General features: G+C 61.4%; 11 protein-coding genes and 1 pseudogene. 4 read left to right on the top strand and 8 right to left on the bottom strand.

Annotated elements, in window-relative coordinates; translation table 11 throughout:
• Positions 1-65 precede the first annotated feature (65 nt).
• From PCOSP_RS02400 to glnE, 8 genes and pseudogenes are all read right to left on the bottom strand, one after another.
• Positions 66-1,508, bottom strand: a complete 1,443-nt coding sequence (locus tag PCOSP_RS02400) for a lipopolysaccharide kinase InaA family protein (protein ID WP_464710235.1) — start codon at positions 1,506-1,508, stop codon at positions 66-68.
• On the bottom strand, positions 1,508-2,260 hold the full coding sequence (locus PCOSP_RS02395; RefSeq protein WP_464710234.1) for a lipopolysaccharide kinase InaA family protein: 753 nt from the start codon (positions 2,258-2,260) through the stop codon (positions 1,508-1,510). Before PCOSP_RS02395 ends, PCOSP_RS02400 begins: the two co-directional genes overlap by 1 nt.
• Positions 2,257-2,990: pseudogene (locus tag PCOSP_RS02390) on the bottom strand (lipopolysaccharide kinase InaA family protein). The gene PCOSP_RS02395 and the pseudogene PCOSP_RS02390 overlap by 4 nt, the downstream one beginning before the upstream one ends.
• Positions 2,990-3,796, bottom strand: coding sequence for a lipopolysaccharide core heptose(I) kinase RfaP (gene rfaP, locus PCOSP_RS02385; RefSeq protein ID WP_139646844.1), 807 nt, complete (start codon positions 3,794-3,796; stop codon positions 2,990-2,992). The pseudogene PCOSP_RS02390 and the gene rfaP overlap by 1 nt, the downstream one beginning before the upstream one ends.
• Complete coding sequence (locus tag PCOSP_RS02380) at positions 3,796-4,917, bottom strand: glycosyltransferase family 4 protein (RefSeq protein ID WP_464710233.1); 1,122 nt, start codon at positions 4,915-4,917, stop codon at positions 3,796-3,798. The genes rfaP and PCOSP_RS02380 overlap by 1 nt, the downstream gene beginning before the upstream one ends.
• Positions 4,917-5,975: a lipopolysaccharide heptosyltransferase I gene (waaC, locus tag PCOSP_RS02375; protein WP_464710232.1), complete on the bottom strand. Its 1,059-nt coding sequence runs from the start codon at positions 5,973-5,975 to the stop codon at positions 4,917-4,919. Before waaC ends, PCOSP_RS02380 begins: the two co-directional genes overlap by 1 nt.
• 1 nt (position 5,976) lies before the next feature.
• Positions 5,977-7,011, bottom strand: a complete 1,035-nt coding sequence (gene waaF, locus PCOSP_RS02370) for a lipopolysaccharide heptosyltransferase II (protein ID WP_464710231.1) — start codon at positions 7,009-7,011, stop codon at positions 5,977-5,979.
• A gap of 340 nt (positions 7,012-7,351) precedes the next feature.
• Entirely contained in the window at positions 7,352-10,291 is a 2,940-nt protein-coding gene (gene glnE / locus PCOSP_RS02365; RefSeq protein WP_464710230.1) for a bifunctional [glutamate--ammonia ligase]-adenylyl-L-tyrosine phosphorylase/[glutamate--ammonia-ligase] adenylyltransferase, read from the bottom strand.
• Between the two features lie 383 nt (positions 10,292-10,674).
• Between glnE and aceE the strand changes: the two genes are divergently transcribed.
• From aceE to PCOSP_RS02345, 4 genes are all read left to right on the top strand, one after another.
• Positions 10,675-13,320: a pyruvate dehydrogenase (acetyl-transferring), homodimeric type gene (aceE, locus tag PCOSP_RS02360; protein ID WP_464710228.1), complete on the top strand. Its 2,646-nt coding sequence runs from the start codon at positions 10,675-10,677 to the stop codon at positions 13,318-13,320.
• Between the two features lie 11 nt (positions 13,321-13,331).
• Entirely contained in the window at positions 13,332-14,966 is a 1,635-nt protein-coding gene (gene aceF / locus PCOSP_RS02355; RefSeq protein ID WP_464710227.1) for a dihydrolipoyllysine-residue acetyltransferase, read from the top strand.
• A gap of 407 nt (positions 14,967-15,373) precedes the next feature.
• Complete coding sequence (locus tag PCOSP_RS02350) at positions 15,374-16,753, top strand: alkaline phosphatase D family protein (RefSeq protein ID WP_139646856.1); 1,380 nt, start codon at positions 15,374-15,376, stop codon at positions 16,751-16,753.
• 193 nt (positions 16,754-16,946) lie between these two features.
• On the top strand, positions 16,947-19,640 hold the full coding sequence (locus tag PCOSP_RS02345) for a putative bifunctional diguanylate cyclase/phosphodiesterase (protein WP_139646858.1): 2,694 nt from the start codon (positions 16,947-16,949) through the stop codon (positions 19,638-19,640).
• Positions 19,641-19,674: the final 34 nt, after the last annotated feature.

The following is a 19,674-nucleotide window of genomic DNA, read 5'->3' as shown; positions in this document are numbered from 1 at the left end:
TTCAAAAAACAACTCCAAGTTGATGTCAGCCCAGGCAAAGACATATCTTCACAGCCCAACTTCACTCATTCTCGTATCTTTGGTAGTCGCCCATTTATCACCCGATACAACGCACTGCCCTCAGGCCAGTTGCGCATGAATCGCGCCCGATCCCGGGCATAGGCAGGGGCGAAGCTCGCGAGGGTGCGGTGCTGGCACATGGAATCCAGGTCGATCAGTGCCCAGCGATCATGCTGCCAGAACAGGTTGTGTCCCTTGAAGTCGCCATGGCTGATGCGTTCGCGGATCAGGTCGGCGAACAATCGGTCCAGCGCCAGCAACTCGGATTCCGGCGCATCACCGCTTTCCACGTAAGGAGCAAAACGCTCGATGATGTCCGGCCCCGACAGATGCTCGGTCACCAGGTAGGCACCACGACGCAGCCACAGGAAACGCTTTTCCAGCAATGCCAGGGGTTTGGGGGTGGCGATGCCGAGAAATGCCAGGCGATGGCCCTCGCGCCAGGAGTGCCAGGCACGGCTCGGACGCCAGAAGCGCTTGAGCCAATGGGCGAAGTTTTTGATGTTGTAGCGCTTGATGACCAGGGTACGACCGTCGACCTCGACTTTGCCGACACTCGCCGCCCCCCCGGTCTTGTACAAGTGGCCCTGATCCAGCAAGGCATCCGCCCGCTCCAGCACTGGCATCATGGCCGCCTCCTCGTCGCGCCGGATCGCTCGCAGACCGAACGCCCCACGCTGCACGCTGAACAGACTGCATTCGCGTCCGACCTTTTCCATGAAGTCGTTCAGCCGCCAGGCCTGCACCTTGTCGATCTGCTTTTGCAGCGCTTCCATGGGCAGCGCGTGTTCGGCGTTGCTCAGCAGATAATGCACCAGCAACTCTTCGGTGAACGGCTCGATGGACTTGGGTAACTGGGCGAAAAACACCCCAAGATTCTCCAGCACTTTCTGTCGCGACAAGGGTTGCCCCGGCGTCTCGGCACGGATGCCGGCACCGTCGATCAGATAAAGTTTACCGTCGTGGCGCAGCAGGTTGTCCAAGTGCAGGTCTTCCTGCCACAAGCCTTTGCCATGCAGTTGTGCAATGGCTCCCAAGGCCTCGGCAAGCACCGCCGTTTGCTCGTCGGCCAGCAGAGGCAGGTGCTCGACCTGTTTCCAGGCATCCCCCAGGCTTTCAGCGCCTTCGAGGAACTCGAACAGCAACCAACCGCCCTCGCCGTCCTTCAGGCCGTCGGCCAACAACAACGGCGTCGTCAAGCCCTGTTCGGCCAACAGGCGCACGCCTTGCAGTTCGCGCTGGAAATGCCGGGCCGCTTTGCTACCGACCAGCAGTTTGGCCAGCACCGGCCGGCCGCGCCAGACGCCAGCGCCAACATAACGCTGCCCCGGCAACACCCGTAACAGTGACAGCAGCTGTAATTGAGCCGGACCGGCGGCATCGGCCAGCTCCAGGCTCATGGGCAGGCCGGGACTGCGACCGGCGCTTTTCAATTCGGACAAATGCATCAACGGGCTTCCTTGTGGCTGCGCCGAGCGGTCAGGCGGTCCAGCCAGCGATCGACCAGGGCGGCGTCCGGCGGCTGGTCCAGGTAGGTAGCCAGTAACTGGCGGACTTCGCCTTCATTCCAGACTGAGGCGCGACGCAGCAAAGGCTCAAGATCCTTGACCCTGTCGCGCTGACCGAACAGCAGCGGGCGGGTCTTTTCCAGGTCGATCAACTGCGCCTGATAGCCGTCGGCAGTCGCTTGCAGAAAGATGTGCTTGGGATAAAAGCAACCATGGACCTGATGCATGCCATGCAGCCGCCGCGCCAACAGACCGCAGGCTTTCAGGATGGTCGAACGCTGCGCTATCGTCAGCGCCGGCCAGTCCTGCAACAGCGAATCCAGGTCATCCCAGCCATCCAGGGCCCGCGTCAACAGGATCGCCCGCACTTCGCCGTCGATCTTGCGCTGGCCGTAGAACACCGCTTGCAGGGCCGGAATCCCCAACTGGCGATAACGGCTGATGTTGCGAAACTCCCGGGAAAAACTCGGCTCACCGAAGGGGTGGGACAAGGTCCGCGTCAGGTAATTGCTCTGGCGCTTGAGATAATAGCCCCGCCCTTCCAACTCTAGCCGGAACACGCTGCTCCAGCCGTTTCCCGACGTGTTGGGTTCGTCCACCGCGTCCAGTTGCCGCGCCCACAGGGCCTCGAAACTGTCCAGACCGTGACGCTCCAGCAATGGCCGGTCTTCACCGGCCAGGAAATCAGTCATTCACGCCCCTCGAAAAATCTCACCACGTGACGGATGCGTTTCTTGTCGCACGTATCAAGTCGGTCGCGTTGGCGATATTGCAGGTAGAAACGCAGGCGCTGGGTGGCCGACAAGTGATACTTGGCGACTTTGTCCAGGCACGCCAGGTCCTTGGTGACGCGGTACTTGAGCCAGAAGCCACGCCAGAAATCACCGTTCGGGCAGTCGATCAGGAACAGCCGCGACTGGTCGTTGATCAGCAGATTGCGCCACTTCAGATCGTTATGGGTGAAACGATGCTCGTGCATGATCCTCGTGTAGCCAGCCAGTTGCCGGCTCACCCCATCGACCCAGGCGCGATCGGCCAGTCGCGGGTCGTGACGGTCTGCCAGGGCCGAGAGGTCTTCGGTGTGGGGCAGTTCGCGGGTGATCATCGCCCCCGGGCATAGGCCGCACCGTGACGCTCCAGACCCCAGGCCACGATCTCGGCCGTGGGGATGCCCCACTTGGCGAAGCGCTTGAGGTTCTGCCACTCGGACTTGACCCGCGGCTTGCCCAAGTAACGGCGCAGGCCCTTGCCGGCCCCGACGTAGCGCTTGACGTAATAGTTCACGCCATTGCGCTGCACGCGGATCACCTCCGACAGCGGGTCACGGGTCAAGCGCTCCCCTTGCAGGGCAAACACCGCGTCGAGGCTGCCGAAATCCTCCGCCAACTCGGCGTAGGCCGGTTCCAGTTTCCATCCCGACATCAGAGCGCATCCCCGTACCGCTGTTTGCGGGCATAGAGCTTGTTGGCCTTGGCGTCGAGCCAGCTCAACAGTGCAGCCTCTTGCGCAAGGATCCGGCGCAGCGGCTGCTGAAAGTAGCCCTTCAAAAAGCGCAGCTTGTCGCGACGGGTCAGGCCAATGTCCAGCGCCGAGAAATACAGCGCAGCCAGGTCCTTGTTGCGCCAGCGGGTGGTGATGGCCGGACGGGTCTGGGCGCGGTGCAGGTCGATCACCGAGAGCTTGAAATCCTGAGGGGTCACCGGTTTGTCGGTGTGCAGCAGAAAATGGCAGATGTAGCAGTCGCGATGGTTGACCCCGGCACGGTGCATCATGCCGGTCATGCGCGCCACTTCGGCGATCAGGGCCCGCTTGAGCGCCGGTTGCGGCGGATGCTTGACCCAGTCGATGCTGAAGTCTTCGAGACTGATGGTCGGCGCCAGCTCTTCGGTGACGATGAAGGAGTGCTGGTCCGCCGGATTCTGGCCCTTTTCGCCATACGCAACGGCAGTCATGGTCGGCACGCCGACTTCCTGCAGGCGCTGGATGGCTTTCCACTCCTGCCCCGCACCGAGGACCGGCAGCTTGGCGGTGACCAGGTTCTTGACGATCTCGCCCCAACCGATGCCACGGTGGATCTTCACGAAAAAGCCGCGACCGTCCACCTCGGTGCGCAAGGTGCGCCGGGCTTCCAGTTCACGATAGACCTCGCCCTTGAGCGCCTCGACTTCGACGAACGCATCGCGCCCGGCCCAAAGGCTCTTGAACGGTTCGGCCAGCATCAATTTCATTACGGGTGCTCCGCCAATATCACATCGGCCGCGTGCTGCGGCATGCTGTAGAGGTCGGCCGTTTCAGCGAACGCCAGACCATTGCGGCTCCAGGCCGCCCGCGCATCGGCATCACTCAGCATCCGCTCCAGGTATTCGGTGAGCTGCGCCTGTTCGAACGGTTCGTCCAGCACCAGCCCACTGTCGGCCTCGGCGATGTAATGGGCGTACCCGCACACCGCGCTGACCAGTACCGGCAACCCGGCCACCAGCGCTTCGAGCAGCACGGTGCCGGTATTCTCGTTGTACGCCGGATGGATCAACAGGTCGGCCCCCAGGAGGAAACGCGGGATATCGCTACGCCCCTTGAGGAATTGCACATTGTCACCGAGCCCCAACGCGGCGCTCTGCAATTGGAATACTTTGGGGTCGTCCTGGCCGATTACAAACAGCCGGGTACGTTTTTTCAGTTCGGCAGGCAGCGCGGCGAGCGCCTTGAGGCTGCGATCCACGCCCTTGGTCTTGAACCCGGACCCGATCTGCACCAATAGAAGATCGTCATCGGCCAGCTCGAACTCGGCACGGAACTCGGCACGAATCGCGTCGGCATCGGCGGGTCGGCGGCGGTCCTGGGCAATGCCCGGCGGCAACAGGTGAAAGCGCTCCAGCGGCGTGCCGTAATGCTTGATGAACAGCGGCTGCTGGACTTCGGAAATCATCAGCACGTCTGTCTTGGCGTCCCTGGCGAACACCGCTCGCTCGTACTCGGCAAAATGCCGGTAGCGCCCCCAACGTCGATACAGGGAATTGCGCAGGGTCTGTGCCTTGTCTTCAAAACAGCCGTCGGCGGCGTAATACACGTCCAGGCCGGGCATCTTGTTGAAGCCGATCAAACGGTCTACCGGGCGCTTGGCCAGGTCCGCTTCCATCCATGCACTGAGTTTCTCGTTCCGACGATGATTGAACAGCGCCTTGACCGGCGCCACCAGCACTTCAAAACCCGGCGGGACGTCACCTTCCCAAATCAGCGTGTAGACACGGATCTGATGACCACGCCGCTGGCATTCCAGGGCGATGCGCATGAAGTCACGCTGCAGGCCGCCGAAGGGAAAGTATTTATAAAGGACAAAAGCCAATTGCATCAGCGCGGCTCCTCAGCCAATAACGTGCTCAGGTGGCTGGCAACACGCTCGGGGTTCAGTCGCGTAAAGCACAAGGGCTGCTCGCGTTTCAGGTCAAACCGACGGGCATCTTCGGCGGTCGGCGGATAAGTGCATTGTTTCTGCATGCAGGGCGCACAGGGGAAATCGCTGGCGAGATGGATCTGGCCCTTGCCATAGGCGCCGGTCAACACCGGGTTGGTGGGACCGAGCAGCGAGATAGTCGGAACGTCCAAGGCGGCAGCCAGGTGACCGAGGCCAGTATCAACCGCCACACAAGCCTGGGCGCCGGCCAGTACCTTGCCCATCCCGCCCAGGTTCAGTTTCGGCAACACCAGGGCATTGCGCAGCCCTTTGGCGATACGTTCGGCCCGGGCTTTTTCCAGCGGACTGCCCCACGGCAACTTCACCACCACGCCGAACTGGCCCATGCGCTCGGTGAGCTGGCGCCAATACAACTCCGGCCAGTGTTTGGATTCCCAAGTCGTGCCATGCAGGAACACCACATAAGGATAGGCGCGCGGCAGCTCCACCAGACGATCGATGTTCAAGCCGTAGTTGCCCAGGGTCTGGGGTAAGTCATAGCCCAGCGCCACGGCGAACAATTGTCGCACGCGCTCAACCGCATGCTGACCGCGCGCCACCGCCAGGCGACGGGAATAGAAGCGCGCCGCCAGGGGCTCACGGGCCGAATTTTTATCCAGGCCGGCCACCGGAGCCTTGACGTAGCGGGTCAGCCAGGCACTTTTCAGCAGGCCCTGGGCATCAATCACCAGGTCATACCGTTCGGCGCGCATGCTCTGCTTGAAGCGTCGCCACTCGCCGCTCTTGATGGTTTGCCAGAGGTTCTTGCGCCAACGACGGATCGCCACCGGGATGACCTTGTCCACGGCCGGATGCCAGGTCGGAATCTCGGCGAAACCTTCTTCCACCACCCAATCGAAACGGATACCGGGAATCGCCCGCGCCGCGTCGGTCAACGCCGGCAGCGTGTGGACCACATCGCCCAGCGAAGAGGTCTTGATCAGCAATACCCGCAACTTACTGGACCTCCACGGGGGTGCCCTGCAAACGTGCCAGGGCATCGTTCACCGACGGCGGCATGAGCTGACGCAGGCAGTTGTAATGACCGAAGCGGCAGGTACGGTCGAAGCACGGGCTGCACTCGATGCCCAGGCGCACGACTTCGACCTTGTCGGCCAGTGGCGGCGTAAAGCCCGGCGAGGTGGAGCCGTAAACGGCAACCAACGGGCGGTTCAGGGCAGCGGCTACGTGCATCAGCCCGGAATCGTTGGACACCACCGAATCGGCGCAGGACAACAGGTCGATGGCCTCCGCCAGAGACGTGTCACCGCTGAGGTTTACCGACTCTTCCCGCAGGCCCGGAATCAGCCGCGAGCGGATGTCTTCGCCCACCGAGTGATCGTTTTTCGAACCGAACAGCCAGACTTGCCAACCTTCGCGGATCTTCGCTTCGGCCACCTGGGCGTAATGATCCGCCGGCCAACGCTTGGATTCGCCGAACTCGGCACCGGGGCACAGCGCCAACACCGGGCGGTCCAGGCTCAGGCCGAACTTGGCCAGCGCCGCTTCGCGGGTCACCGGGTCGATCTGCAAGTCGGGGCGCGGGTAGGGCTTGGGCAACTCGGTACCCGGCGCGTAGGCCAGGGCCATGAAACGCTCGATCATCAACGGATAGCGGTCTTTGTCCAGCGTACGCACATCGTTGAGCAGGCCATAGCGGAACTCGCCGCGCCAGCCGGTACGCTTGGGGATGCCGGCGAAGAACGGCACCAATGCGGACTTCAACGAGTTGGGCAACAGGATCGCCTGGTCATACTGACCGGCCAGGGACTTACCGATGCGCCTGCGGGTCGCCAGCTCCAGCACACCGTGACCGAGCGGAAAGCTCAAGGCCTTGCGTACTTGCGGCATGCGTTCCAGGATCGGTCGGCTCCACTCGGGGGCCAGGACGTCGATCTCGCATTGCGGGTGGAGCTGCTTCAGACACTGGAACAGTGTCTGCGCCATCACCATGTCACCGACCCAACTGGGCCCAACGATCAGAATATTCATGTGTTTTCCAAAAACGATACGGGGAGGCCTACGCCTCCCCGCCTCGAGAATCACTGTGGCCCAGGTCGTTGCCTTCTGCCTTCAATCTACAACACATCACAAATCCATTGTGGGAGCGAGCCTGCTCGCGATGAGGCCGGCACAGTCAACATCAATGCCGCCTGACACTCCGCCTTCGCGAGCAGGCTCGCTCCCACAGGGGTCTTCATCTACCCCAAATACATCAAACACCACAAATCCAGTGTGGGAGCGAGCCTGCTCGCGATGAGGCCGGCACCGTCAACATCAATGCCGCCTGACACTCCGCCTTCGCGAGCAGGCTCGCTCCCACATTCAATAATCAGCTCAATCCCAGCTCACGCCAGATCCGCAATACCTGTCGGCGCTCATCCACAAACTGGTCGCCGGTAATTACCCCGGCCTCTTTCTGCAAGGCCTGGCGGTGGGCGGCGGAGCGGTAGGCTTTATAGGCCTCGCGCAGCAGGGTGGCATCTTCGGGCGGCATCAGGCCAACCTCTTGCAACCCCTCCAGGATACGGATGTTATCGGTGTAGCGCGCCAGCGATGGGTGTTCCTCGGACCACGCCAGGGCGGCGTATTGCACCATAAATTCAATATCGACGATACCTCCGGCATCCTGCTTGAGATCGAAGGGCGCCGTGGCCTCGAAAGCGTTTGGTGCGGTTCCGGCGGCCGTGGCCTTGCTACCCAGGTTATCGCGCATCTTGGCCCGCATCTCGCTGACCTCCTGACGCAAAGTCGGCAGGTCGCGTTTGCGCCCCAGCACCTGGGCCCGGACTTTCTCGAAGGCCTGGCCCACATCCTGGCTGCCCACCAATACCCGGGCCCGCACCAGTGCCTGGTGCTCCCAGGTCCAGGCTTCATTCTCCTGATATCGGGCAAATGCCCCAAGGGAACTGACCAGCAACCCCGACGCCCCGGACGGCCGCAGGCGCATGTCCACTTCATACAGCTGCCCGGAGTTGGTCTGGGCCGTCAGCAAATGGATGATCCGCTGACCCAGCCGGGTGAAAAACTGCGCACCGTCGATGGGCTTGGCCCCGTCGGTTTCCGCCTGGGGGTCGCCGTCGTGGATGAACACCAGATCCAGATCGGAACCATGCCCCAATTCCAGACCGCCGACTTTCCCATAACCGACAATAATGAAACCGGGATCGCACAGGCTGCCGTCCGTGCGCGACGGTACGCCATGCTTGGCCGCCGTCTGGCGCCAGGCCAGGGCCAGGACTTGTTCGAGAATCGCCTCGGCCAGCCAGGTCAGGTAATCGCTGACCTTCATCAACGGCAGGCTGCCGGCGATTTCCGACGCAGCCACCCGCAACCGGTGCGCCAGTTTGAAATGCCGCAGGGCCTCCATCTGTTGCTCCAGGTCATCCTCGGGAATCCGCGTCAGGCGCTCGCGCAACTCCGCCGCCAATTCCGGCGCCAACGGCGGCTTGAACAGACGACCTTCATTGAGCAACTCATCCAGCAGCAAGGGGAAACGGGTGATCTGCTCGGCGATCCACGGGCTCGCCGCGCACAGCGTCAGCAAGCGCCGCAGGGCGCCGGGGTTTTCCGTCAACAACACCAGATAGGCCGAACGACGGGCCACTGCCTCCACCAATGGCAATACCCGTTCAAGCACCAGGTCTGGATCGGCATGTTCCACCGCCTGGGCCAGCAGGCGCGGAATGAATGCATCCAGACGTTCACGCCCCAGGCGCTGCATGGCGCGCAATTGCGGACTGGTGCGCAGGACGGCCAAGGCCTTCAGCGCCTTGGGCGCATCGACGAAACCACCCTCCTCCAACTGGCGGCACGCGGCCTCTTCGTCCTGGCTGTCTTCCCATAACGGCAACCACTCACCGCCCACCACCACTTCGCTTTCGCTGCCCTCTTCTTCATCCGGATCAGCGATGACCTGACCAAAATGCCAGGCCACGCGCCCACGCCAATACATCAATTGCTCGTGGAACGCCGGCCAGTCGGCAAAGCCCAGCATGAATGCAATGCGCGACTGATCCTGAGGGCTGTCCGGCAACATCTGGGTCTGGCGGTCGGCGATGGCCTGAATCGCATGCTCGGTGTATCGCAGGAATTCATAGCCCTGACGCAGCTCGTCGATCACTTTGGCAGGCAGATAACCTTGGCCTTCCAGGGTGCCCAGCACTTTCAGCAACGGGCGCTGTTGCAGGCTCAGGTCGCGCCCGCCGTGGATCAACTGGAACGCCTGGGCGATGAACTCCACTTCACGGATACCGCCCGACCCCAGCTTGATGTTGTCGGCCATGCCTTTGCGCCGCACTTCCTGCTGGATCAGTTGCTTCATGGTGCGCAGCGCTTCGATGGCGGAAAAATCCAGGTAACGGCGATAAACGAACGGACGCAGCATGTCGAGCAACTGCGCACCCGCCACCTGGTCGCCCGCCACCACCCGCGCCTTGATCATCGCGTAGCGTTCCCAGTCGCGCCCCTGATCCTGGTAATACTGCTCCAGGGCGTTGAAGCTCAGCACCAACGCACCGGCCGAGCCGTAGGGGCGCAAACGCATGTCGACGCGGAACACGAAACCGTCGACAGTTATCAGGTCCAGGGCCTTGATCAGGCGCTGACCAACGCGGATGAAGAATTCCTGGTTATCCAACGGCCGCTTCACGCCAACGGTTTCACCGCCCTCGGGATAGGCGAAGATCAGGTCGATGTCCGACGACAGGTTCAACTCCACCGCGCCCAGCTTGCCCATGCCCAGGATGACCATGTGCTGCGGGGCGCCGCTGCGCCGGCCGGTGGGCGTGCCGAATTGCTGGCAGAGACGCTGGTACAGCCATCGGTAGGCTTGGTCGATGCAGGCATCGGCCATGTCCGAAAGGTCGCGGCAAGTCTGGACGAGGTCGGCCTTGCGGTTCAGGTCGCGCCAGATGATCCGCACCTGCTGGCGAGTACGCTGGCGGCGCAGGACACGCCCCAGTTCATCCTCACTTTCGGCGGCCTGCACCGCCGCGCCGATCTGCGCGCACATTTCGCCGGCGGCCAGGCTGCGGTCCAGTTCGCCACCGCGCACCAGTTCCAGTAGCATCGACGGTTCACGGAGGCTCTGCTCGATGACAAAATCACTGGCGGCCGCGACGCGATGGAACTCCTCCCAGCGTTCAGGCGTCCAGGTGGACAGCTCGAGATCGTCGCCCACCAAGGCAACTGCCGCACGGAACGACTGCTCGGCACGGCTGACCAATGACTGGAGAATTGCCGGGATTTCGGCAAGCAGAGGCAGGCTCATGGTCTATCCTTGATCGGCGCAGGAAAGGCTGGATGTAGTGTTTTTTCAAAAGCCACTACCTGATTGACTGTCGAACAAAGATGATAAATAGCTGAAAATCTGATTTTATTGGCAGTCGCCATCAAGTTTTTACCTGTTCGAGTTAGCAAAAGACCAACAGTAACGATTATTCTCACAACGAAACGAGGGGCCAAAAGCCTTTCATGTGTAGTTTTACTACTCGTCTATACATCCGAGAGGCTGAAACAGCCGACGATTTGTAGTAAAACTACACGCCGCCGAAACAACCTTCGGCAATCCAAGAATTTTATACCGTCTGCCCACAAGGCCAGTCGCAAACTCAGGCAACCGATTCTGGTAGCCTTTCCGCCCTGGAGCAAGCCATGCAAGACCTCGATCCCGTCGAAACCCAGGAATGGCTGGACGCCCTGGAATCGGTTCTCGACAAAGAAGGCGAAGACCGTGCTCATTATCTGATGACCCGTATGGGCGAACTCGCAACCCGCAGCGGTTCGCAACTGCCCTACGCCATCACCACGCCGTACCGCAACACGATCCCCGTTACCCACGAAGCACGCATGCCTGGCGACCTGTTCATGGAACGCCGCATTCGCTCGCTGGTACGCTGGAACGCGTTGGCCATGGTCATGCGCACCAACCTGAAAGATTCTGACCTGGGCGGTCACATCTCCAGCTTCGCTTCCAGCGCGACGCTGTATGACATCGGCTTCAACTACTTCTTCCAGGCCCCGACCGACGAACACGGCGGCGACCTGATCTACTTCCAGGGTCACGCATCGCCAGGCGTCTACGCCCGTGCGTTCATGGAAGGTCGTATCTCCGAAGATCAGATGAACAACTTCCGCCAGGAAGTGGACGGCAACGGCCTGTCTTCGTACCCGCACCCTTGGCTGATGCCTGACTTCTGGCAGTTCCCGACCGTTTCGATGGGTCTGGGCCCGATCCAGGCGATCTACCAGGCGCGCTTCATGAAGTACCTGGAAGCCCGCGGCTTCATCCAGCCAGGCAAGCAGAAAGTCTGGTGTTTCATGGGCGACGGCGAGTGCGACGAGCCGGAATCCCTGGGGGCGATCTCCCTGGCCGGCCGCGAGAAGCTGGACAACCTGATCTTCGTCATCAACTGCAACCTGCAGCGCCTCGACGGCCCGGTTCGCGGCAACGGCAAGATCATCCAGGAACTCGAAGGCGTGTTCCGTGGCGCCCAGTGGAACGTCAACAAGGTCATCTGGGGCCGTTTCTGGGACCCACTGCTGGCCAAGGACGTCGACGGTATCCTGCAACGTCGCATGGACGAAGTCATCGACGGCGAATACCAGAACTACAAGGCCAAGGACGGCGCGTTCGTCCGCGAGCACTTCTTCAATACCCCTGAACTCAAGGCCATGGTTGCCGATCTGTCCGACGACGAGATCTGGAAACTCAACCGTGGCGGCCACGACCCGTACAAGGTCTACGCAGCGTACCACCAGGCGGTCAACCACAAAGAACAGCCGACCGTCATCCTGGCCAAGACCATCAAGGGTTATGGCACCGGTGCCGGCGAAGCGAAGAACACTGCGCACAACACCAAGAAAGTCGATGTCGACAGCCTGAAGCTGTTCCGCGATCGCTTCGACATTCCGGTGAAGGACAGCGAGCTGGAAAACCTGCCGTTCTTCAAACCTGAAGAAGGCAGTGCCGAAGCCCGTTACCTGGCCGAGCGCCGTGCCGCACTGGGCGGTTTCGTGCCACAGCGTCGCGCCAAGAGCTTCAGCGTTCCGACTCCGCCACTGGACACCCTCAAGGCGATCCTGGACGGCTCGGGCGACCGTGAAATCTCCACCACCATGGCTTTCGTGCGGATCCTCGCGCAACTGGTCAAGGACAAGGAAATCGGCTCGCGCATCGTTCCGATCATTCCGGACGAAGCCCGTACCTTCGGTATGGAAGGCATGTTCCGTCAGTTGGGCATCTACTCGTCCGTCGGCCAGCTCTACGAGCCAGTCGATAAAGACCAGGTAATGTTCTACCGCGAAGACAAGAAAGGCCAGATCCTCGAGGAAGGCATCAACGAAGCGGGCGCCATGAGCTCCTTCATTGCCGCCGGTACTTCGTACTCCAGCCACAACCAGCCGATGCTGCCGTTCTACATCTTCTACTCGATGTTCGGCTTCCAGCGTATCGGCGACCTGGCCTGGGCCGCTGGCGACAGCCGTACCCGTGGCTTCCTGATCGGCGGCACCGCTGGCCGGACCACGCTGAACGGCGAAGGCCTGCAGCACGAAGACGGCCACAGCCACATGCTGGCCGGCACCATCCCGAACTGCCGCACCTACGATCCAACCTACGGCTACGAGCTGGCGGTGATCATCCAGGACGGCATGAAGAAGATGACCGAAGAGCAACAGGACGTCTTCTACTACATCACCGTGATGAACGAGTCCTACCAGCAGCCAGCCATGCCGGCCGGCGTGGAAGCGGGCATCGTCAAGGGCATGTACCTGCTCGAGGAAGACACCCGCGAAGCGGCGCACCACGTCCAGCTGATGGGCTCCGGCACCATCCTGCGCGAAGTGCGTGAAGCGGCGAAGATTCTGCGTGAAGAGTTCAACATCGGTGCCGACGTCTGGAGCGTTACCAGCTTCAACGAACTGCGTCGCGACGGCCTGGCCATAGAGCGCAGCAACCGCCTGCACCCTGGCCAGAAGCCGAAACTGAGCTACGTCGAAGAGTGCCTGAACGGCCGTAAAGGTCCGGTCATCGCCTCCACCGACTACATGAAGCTGTTCGCCGAGCAGATCCGCCAGTGGGTTCCTTCCAAGGAATTCAAGGTGCTGGGCACCGACGGTTTCGGCCGTAGCGACAGCCGCAAGAAGCTGCGTCACTTCTTCGAAGTCGACCGTAAGTTCGTTGTGTTGGCAGCCCTGGAAGCCCTGGCTGACCGTGGCGATATCGAACCAAAAGTGGTGGCCGAAGCCATCGCCAAGTTCGGCATCGATCCGGAAAAACGCAACCCACTGGACTGCTGAGGAGAATTTCCGTGAGCGAACTCATTCGCGTACCTGACATCGGCAGCGGTGAAGGTGAAGTAATTGAATTGTTTGTGAAGGTCGGCGACCGTATCGAAGCTGACCAGAGCATCCTGACACTTGAATCGGACAAGGCCAGCATGGAAGTGCCTGCGCCAAAGGCCGGGGTCATCAAGAGCCTGAAAGTGAAGCTGGGCGATCGTCTGAAAGAAGGCGATGAACTGCTTGAGCTGGAAGTCGAAGGCGCCGCTGCGGCGCCCGAAGCAGCCGCGCCTGTGGCTGCCCCGGCGCCGGCTGAAAAGCCTGCCGCTGCCCCGGCTGCCGCTCCGGCTCCGGCCGCTGCGCCTGCCGCCGCCACTGTCCAGGACATCCATGTTCCGGACATCGGCTCGTCGGGCAAAGCCAAGATCATCGAAGTACTGGTCAAGGCCGGCGACACCGTCGAAGCCGACCAGTCGCTGATCACCCTGGAATCCGACAAGGCCAGCATGGAAATCCCGTCGCCGGCCGCCGGTGTGGTGGAAAGCGTCGAGATCAAGCTGGAAGACGAAGTCGGCACCGGTGACCTGATCCTGAAGCTGAAAGTGGCTGGCGCCGCCGCGCCTGCCGCGCCAGCACCTGCTGCCGCACCGGCCAAGGCTGAAGCCGCGCCGGCTCCGGCTCCGGCTGCCGCGCCTGCCGCCAAGGCCGAGGCCGCGCCAGCCCCTGCCGCAGCACCTGCACCAAGCGGTGCCAAGGTGCACGCCGGCCCTGCGGTACGTCAGCTGGCCCGCGAGTTCGGTGTCGAGCTGTCCGCCGTCGGCCCGAGCGGTCCACACGGTCGCGTGCTGAAGGAAGACGTGCAGGCCTACGTCAAGGCCATGATGCAGAAAGCCAAGAATGCTCCGGCCGAAGGCGCCACCGGTGGCGCGGGCATCCCGCCGATCCCGGCAGTGGACTTCAGCCGCTTCGGCGAAACCGAAGAAGTGGCAATGACCCGCCTGATGCAAATCGGCGCGTCGAGCCTGCACCGCAGCTGGCTGAACATCCCTCACGTGACGCAGTTCGACCAGGCCGACATCACCGAGCTGGAAGCCTTCCGTGTTGCGCAGAAAGCCGTGGCTGAAAAGGCCGGCGTGAAGCTGACCGTACTGCCATTGCTGCTCAAGGCCTGCGCGCACCTGCTCAAGGAACTGCCGGACTTCAACAGCTCCCTGGCGCCAAGCGGCAAGGCTGTGATCCGCAAGAAATACGTGCATATCGGCTTCGCCGTCGACACCCCGGAAGGCCTGCTGGTACCGGTCATCCGCAACGTCGATCAGAAGAGCCTGCTGCAACTGGCTGCCGAAGCGGCTGCCCTGGCCGAAAAGGCCCGGAGCAAGAAGCTCACCGCAGACGACATGCAGGGCGCCTGCTTCACGATCTCCAGTCTCGGCCACATTGGCGGCACCGGCTTCACGCCGATCGTCAACGCGCCGGAAGTGGCGATCCTGGGTGTGTCCAAGGCCACCATCCAGCCTGTCTGGGACGGTAAAGCCTTCCAGCCTAAGCTGATGCTGCCGCTGTCGCTGTCCTACGATCACCGCGTGATCAACGGTGCCGCTGCTGCACGCTTCACCAAGCGTCTGAGCGACCTGCTGGGCGATATCCGCACCATCCTGCTGTAAACCGGACGGCCCTCCTCATGGAGGGCCATTCGAACCGCTGTTTTCCGAGCCACGCTCGTACCTCAACCCCGCCGATGGCGGGGCTTTTTTTGCCTGCTATAAACGCACCAGAACCTGAGGGAGCAAAGCTTGCTCGCGATATCGGTGGATCAGCCAATATCGTTATCGACTGAGCTCGCCCTGATCGCGAGCAAGCTTTGCTCCCACAGGGTTATCTGCCTTGACTGACAAGCATCAAGCCGTTTGCCGGCGGCCTTTCCTACGTCATCTATCAGTCATTACCCACAACTTGCGTCCCCTTCCCTATCAGCATTTATTCAGCGTCGAGCTTTAGCATCGGCACGCAGCGACAACTTTTTGCTCGCACAAGTACTTTTAAAAATGCTGCATTTCGAATGGACTCGAACATGTTCAAACCTACCGTCGGCCCGATTGTCGGCCACACCACGACCGGCCATGCACGAATATTCCTGCGCGGCGACAAAGACCCCAAGCTTCCGGTATTCGCAGGACTTCGTTACAGACGCCAGGGCGATACGAAATGGACGAATGAGCACTTCATCCAGTTGCATGCCCATCGCGACATGAGCGATGTGGTCATTTTGAGAAACCTGCAAGCCGGCACCATCTATGAATACCAGGCCGGCTGGTTCACCGCGTCTCACACCGCCACCCCGGAGCCGTTGCAGCAATGGCCCGTGGACATCCATCGGCTGCGCACGCCCCATGCGGAAGCTGGCACTCCACACGCTTATATCGTGGGTTCTTGCCGTTATCTGCGCATCACCGCCGGCGCTCCCTCAACTCCCGAACTCGGGGACCGCACGTTCGCCGGCATCCAGCGCATCGTGGACCAGGCCAATCCACCGATCAGCGGCGTATTGATGGCGGGGGACCAGGTTTATCTCGACGATTTGAACATTGTGGCCCCGGACCGGACCTACAAAGACATCCTGTTCAAATACCGCACTGTCTTTTCCCAGCCCCACATCAGCAAATTGATGTCCACCGTACCGACCTACATGATCCTCGACGACCATGAAATCGAAGACAACTGGCCCGCCAACAGACAAGTCAACGACGACATTCTCTACGCCAACGCCATGAGCGCTTACGACCTCTATCAAGCCAGCCATAGCCCGGCCCACGCACTAACAAGCGACGGCATATTGAGCGGGTCATTGCCGCACTACTGGTATCAGTTCGCTCACGGCGATATCGAGTGGTTCGTCACCGACAGCCGGACACGACGCAACTTGTCGAGGGCCGACCGGCGCATCCTGGATATCGAGCAGGAGCGGTCGTTGCTCGAATGGCTGGTGAACAGCACCGCCCGGGTCAAATTCATCGTCACCAGCGTCATGTTCTACCCCGACCGCACACTCGATGATGGCGACGCCTGGCAGGCCTTCCCGCAACAGCGCCTGCGACTGCTGGAATGCATTCGTCGCCATGGGATAAAAAACGTGATCTTCGTGTCCGGTGATGTCCATGGTTCCATGACCAGCCGACTGTGTCACAGCCAGGATCCTGACTTCGAGGTCCATGCCATCGTCGCCTCGCCGTTTTGCAACAGCGAACTGCTGCCTTACGCCGCCGCCTCGAATTTTATTTTCAAGGCCCCCATGGCCCGGACCGAAAACGGTGACTACCACTATGAGCTGACCGGCACAGTGGTCAGCCAGGACAACTTCGCACATCTGCATGTCGCGGCCCAGAGCATTCACGTGACCTTTCACGACCGTGACGGTTACCCTTTGCAGAAGGTCCATATCCCGTTGCGCTGACGAACGGTAGCCCCCGCCAGGCCCTCTGATCGGCTGGCGACTGGAGAAATCCGCTTGTCGGCCGATAAGGTTTATAGCACTTAGCCTTCATCTCTCTTGTCAGCCAGTGTCGCAATGATGCAACCTTGCGGCAATCCTTGATAACGAGGGGCGTCAGCCCGGCGCGATCAGCATTCTCGAAGCGAGTTTCCCCATGAAAAGCCAACCCGATGCCGCCAGCCGTATGGCGGCCGAGGTAGTGACGCAGTTACCGGTGCCCTCGCGGCTCGGTATGCTGCGTTTCGAGCGGCTGAATGAAGCGAGCTGGGCACTGCTGTTCCTCGATCCCAATTGCGAACGTTACTTTGGCCTGCCGGCGGTTGAGCTTTGCTCGTTGGTCAGCTCGCCCTATGCCAGCCTGATGGAGCCTGAAGCGCGCTATCAACTGCATGATGCCATTCAAGAACAGCTGGCCCAGGCCTCGCATTACCTGATCCGCTATACGCTTCACACCGCCAAGGGCCCCATGAACCTGCTGGAAATGGGTGAAGCGTACAAACAGCACAATCGCCACCTGCTGCGCGGCTATCTGCTGACGGTGGACAGCCTGCTGCAAAACGAGCCATCGATGCCGGCCCTCGATCTGGAGACCCAGAACTCGCGCCTGCAGATAGCCTTGGAGCTGAACCAGCGCGCCCAACAGGAACAGCTTCAGCATCTGGACCGCGTCCGTGCCCAACAGGACCTCATCCTGCTGCTGACTCGCCAGCGCTACAGCGCCAATAATTCCTTGCTGGAAGCCGCCGAACTCATCACCCGCAGCGCCTGCGACATCTACCAGATCGATTGCGCCAGCATCTGGAACCTGGAGGACAACAAGCTGGTGCCGATCTCCGCCTATAACCGCGCTTCCCAGGAGTACTTTCGGCCAGACGCGATCGATGCCAATGAGTATCCCGACTACATGGAAGCGCTGCAGACCTGCCGCGCCATCGATGCCCACAACGCGACACGCGATCCACGCACCCGGGAAATGGCTGAAAGCCTGCGCGCCCGCAACGTCAACGCCATGCTTGATGCCAGCGTGCGAATCGACGGTCAGGTGGTGGGCGTGCTGTGCCTGGAGCAGGTAGGCGCCACCCGTGCCTGGCAGTCGGACGAGATCGCCTTTGCCGGTGAACTGGCGGACCAGTTCGCCCAGGTCATCAACAACCACAACCGACGCATCGCCACCAGCGCCCTGCACTTGTTCCAACGTGCCGTGGAGCAAAGCGCCAACGCCTTCCTGCTGGTCAACTGCGACGGCGTGGTGGAGTACGTCAACCCGAGCTTCACCGCCATCACCCAATACACCACCGAGGAAGTCCACGGCCAACGCCTGTCCGAACTGCCGGCCCTGGAAAACCTCAGCGAGCTGCTGTTCGACGCGCCCTCGGCCCTGGCCCAGAGCAATAGCTGGCAAGGCGAGTTCAAAAGCCGACGCAAGAACCTGGAACCCTACTGGGGCCAACTGTCGATTTCCAAGGTCTACGGCGACAACCGCGAGCTGACCCACTACATCGGCATCTACGAAGACGTTACCCAGACCAAACTGGCCCAGCAGCGTATCGAACGCCTGGCCTACACCGACAACCTGACCAACCTGGGCAACCGCCCGGCGTTCATTCGCAACCTCGATGAACGCTTCGCCCGGGACAGCGACTCGCCCATCAGCCTGCTGCTGGTGGACATTGACAACTTCAAGCGCATCAATGACAGCCTCGGCCACCAGACCGGTGACAAACTGCTGATCAGCCTGGCCCGACGCTTGCGCAACAGCCTGAGCCCCAGCGGCAGTCTGGCACGCTTCGCCAGTAATGAATTCGCCGTGCTGCTGGACGACACCGACCTGGAGGCCGGGCAGCAGGTCGCCAGCCAGTTGTTGATGACGCTCGACAAGCCGATGTTCGTCGATAACCAATTGATCAGCGTGACCGGCTCCGTGGGCCTGGCCTGTGCCCCGCTGCACGGCCGCGATCCCCAGACCCTGATGCGCAACGCCGGACTCGCCCTGCACAAGGCCAAGGCCAACGGCAAGCATCAGGTCCAGGTCTTCACCGAAGCACTGAACGCCGAGGCCAGCTACAAGCTGTTCGTGGAAAACAACCTGCGCCGCGCCCTGACCCAGAACGAGCTTGACGTGTTCTACCAGCCCAAGCTGTGCCTGCGCAGCGGCCGCCTGCTGGGCATGGAAGCGCTGCTGCGCTGGAACCATCCGGAAAAGGGCATGATCCGACCGGACCAGTTCATCAGCGTGGCCGAAGAAACCGGCCTGATCATCCCCATCGGCAAATGGATCGCCCGCCAGGCCTGCCGCATGAGCAAGCAATTGACCGCCGCTGGCCTGGGCAACCTGCAGGTGGCGATCAACCTCTCACCTAAACAGTTCTCCGACCCGGACCTGGTTGCCTCGATTGCCAGCATCCTCAAGGAAGAACAACTGCCCGCACGGCTGCTGGAGCTGGAGCTGACCGAAGGCCTGCTGCTGGAAGCCACTGAAGACACCCACTTGCAACTCGACCAGCTCAAGCGCCTGGGCCTGACCCTGGCCATGGACGACTTCGGTACCGGCTACTCGTCCCTGAGCTACCTGAAGAAATTCCCGATCGACATCATCAAGATCGATCGCAGCTTCATCCATGAGATCCCGGACAACCAGGACGACATGGAAATCACCTCCGCGGTGATCGCCATGGCCCACAACCTGAAGCTCAAGGTCGTGGCCGAAGGGGTCGAAACCGCCCAGCAACTGACCTTCCTGCGTCGCCATCGCTGCGATGTCGGCCAGGGCTACCTGTTCGACCGGCCAATCCCCGGCGCGGAGCTGATCGAGAAGCTCAAGCGCTACCCGCGCGGCCCAATTGACTGACAGCGCTGTAACACTCGGGCACACTGACAGTCTT

The sequence above is a fragment of the Pseudomonas sp. MAFF 730105 genome, from assembly GCF_055380705.1.
Note: the sequence above shows the minus strand (reverse complement) of the source record. Positions and strands in the feature narration are given on the sequence as shown.

Excerpts from the sequence above, each read along its gene's own strand:
- PCOSP_RS02400 (WP_464710235.1), bottom strand. The coding sequence starts at position 1,508 with ATGCATTTGTCCGAATTGAAAAGCGCCGGTCGCAGTCCCGGCCTGCCC.
- PCOSP_RS02395 (WP_464710234.1), bottom strand. The coding sequence starts at position 2,260 with ATGACTGATTTCCTGGCCGGTGAAGACCGGCCATTGCTGGAGCGTCAC.
- rfaP (WP_139646844.1), bottom strand. The coding sequence starts at position 3,796 with ATGAAATTGATGCTGGCCGAACCGTTCAAGAGCCTTTGGGCCGGGCGC.
- PCOSP_RS02380 (WP_464710233.1), bottom strand. The coding sequence starts at position 4,917 with ATGCAATTGGCTTTTGTCCTTTATAAATACTTTCCCTTCGGCGGCCTG.
- waaF (WP_464710231.1), bottom strand. The coding sequence starts at position 7,011 with ATGAATATTCTGATCGTTGGGCCCAGTTGGGTCGGTGACATGGTGATG.
- glnE (WP_464710230.1), bottom strand. The coding sequence starts at position 10,291 with ATGAGCCTGCCTCTGCTTGCCGAAATCCCGGCAATTCTCCAGTCATTG.
- aceE (WP_464710228.1), top strand. The coding sequence starts at position 10,675 with ATGCAAGACCTCGATCCCGTCGAAACCCAGGAATGGCTGGACGCCCTG.
- PCOSP_RS02350 (WP_139646856.1), top strand. The coding sequence starts at position 15,374 with ATGTTCAAACCTACCGTCGGCCCGATTGTCGGCCACACCACGACCGGC.
- PCOSP_RS02345 (WP_139646858.1), top strand. The coding sequence starts at position 16,947 with ATGAAAAGCCAACCCGATGCCGCCAGCCGTATGGCGGCCGAGGTAGTG.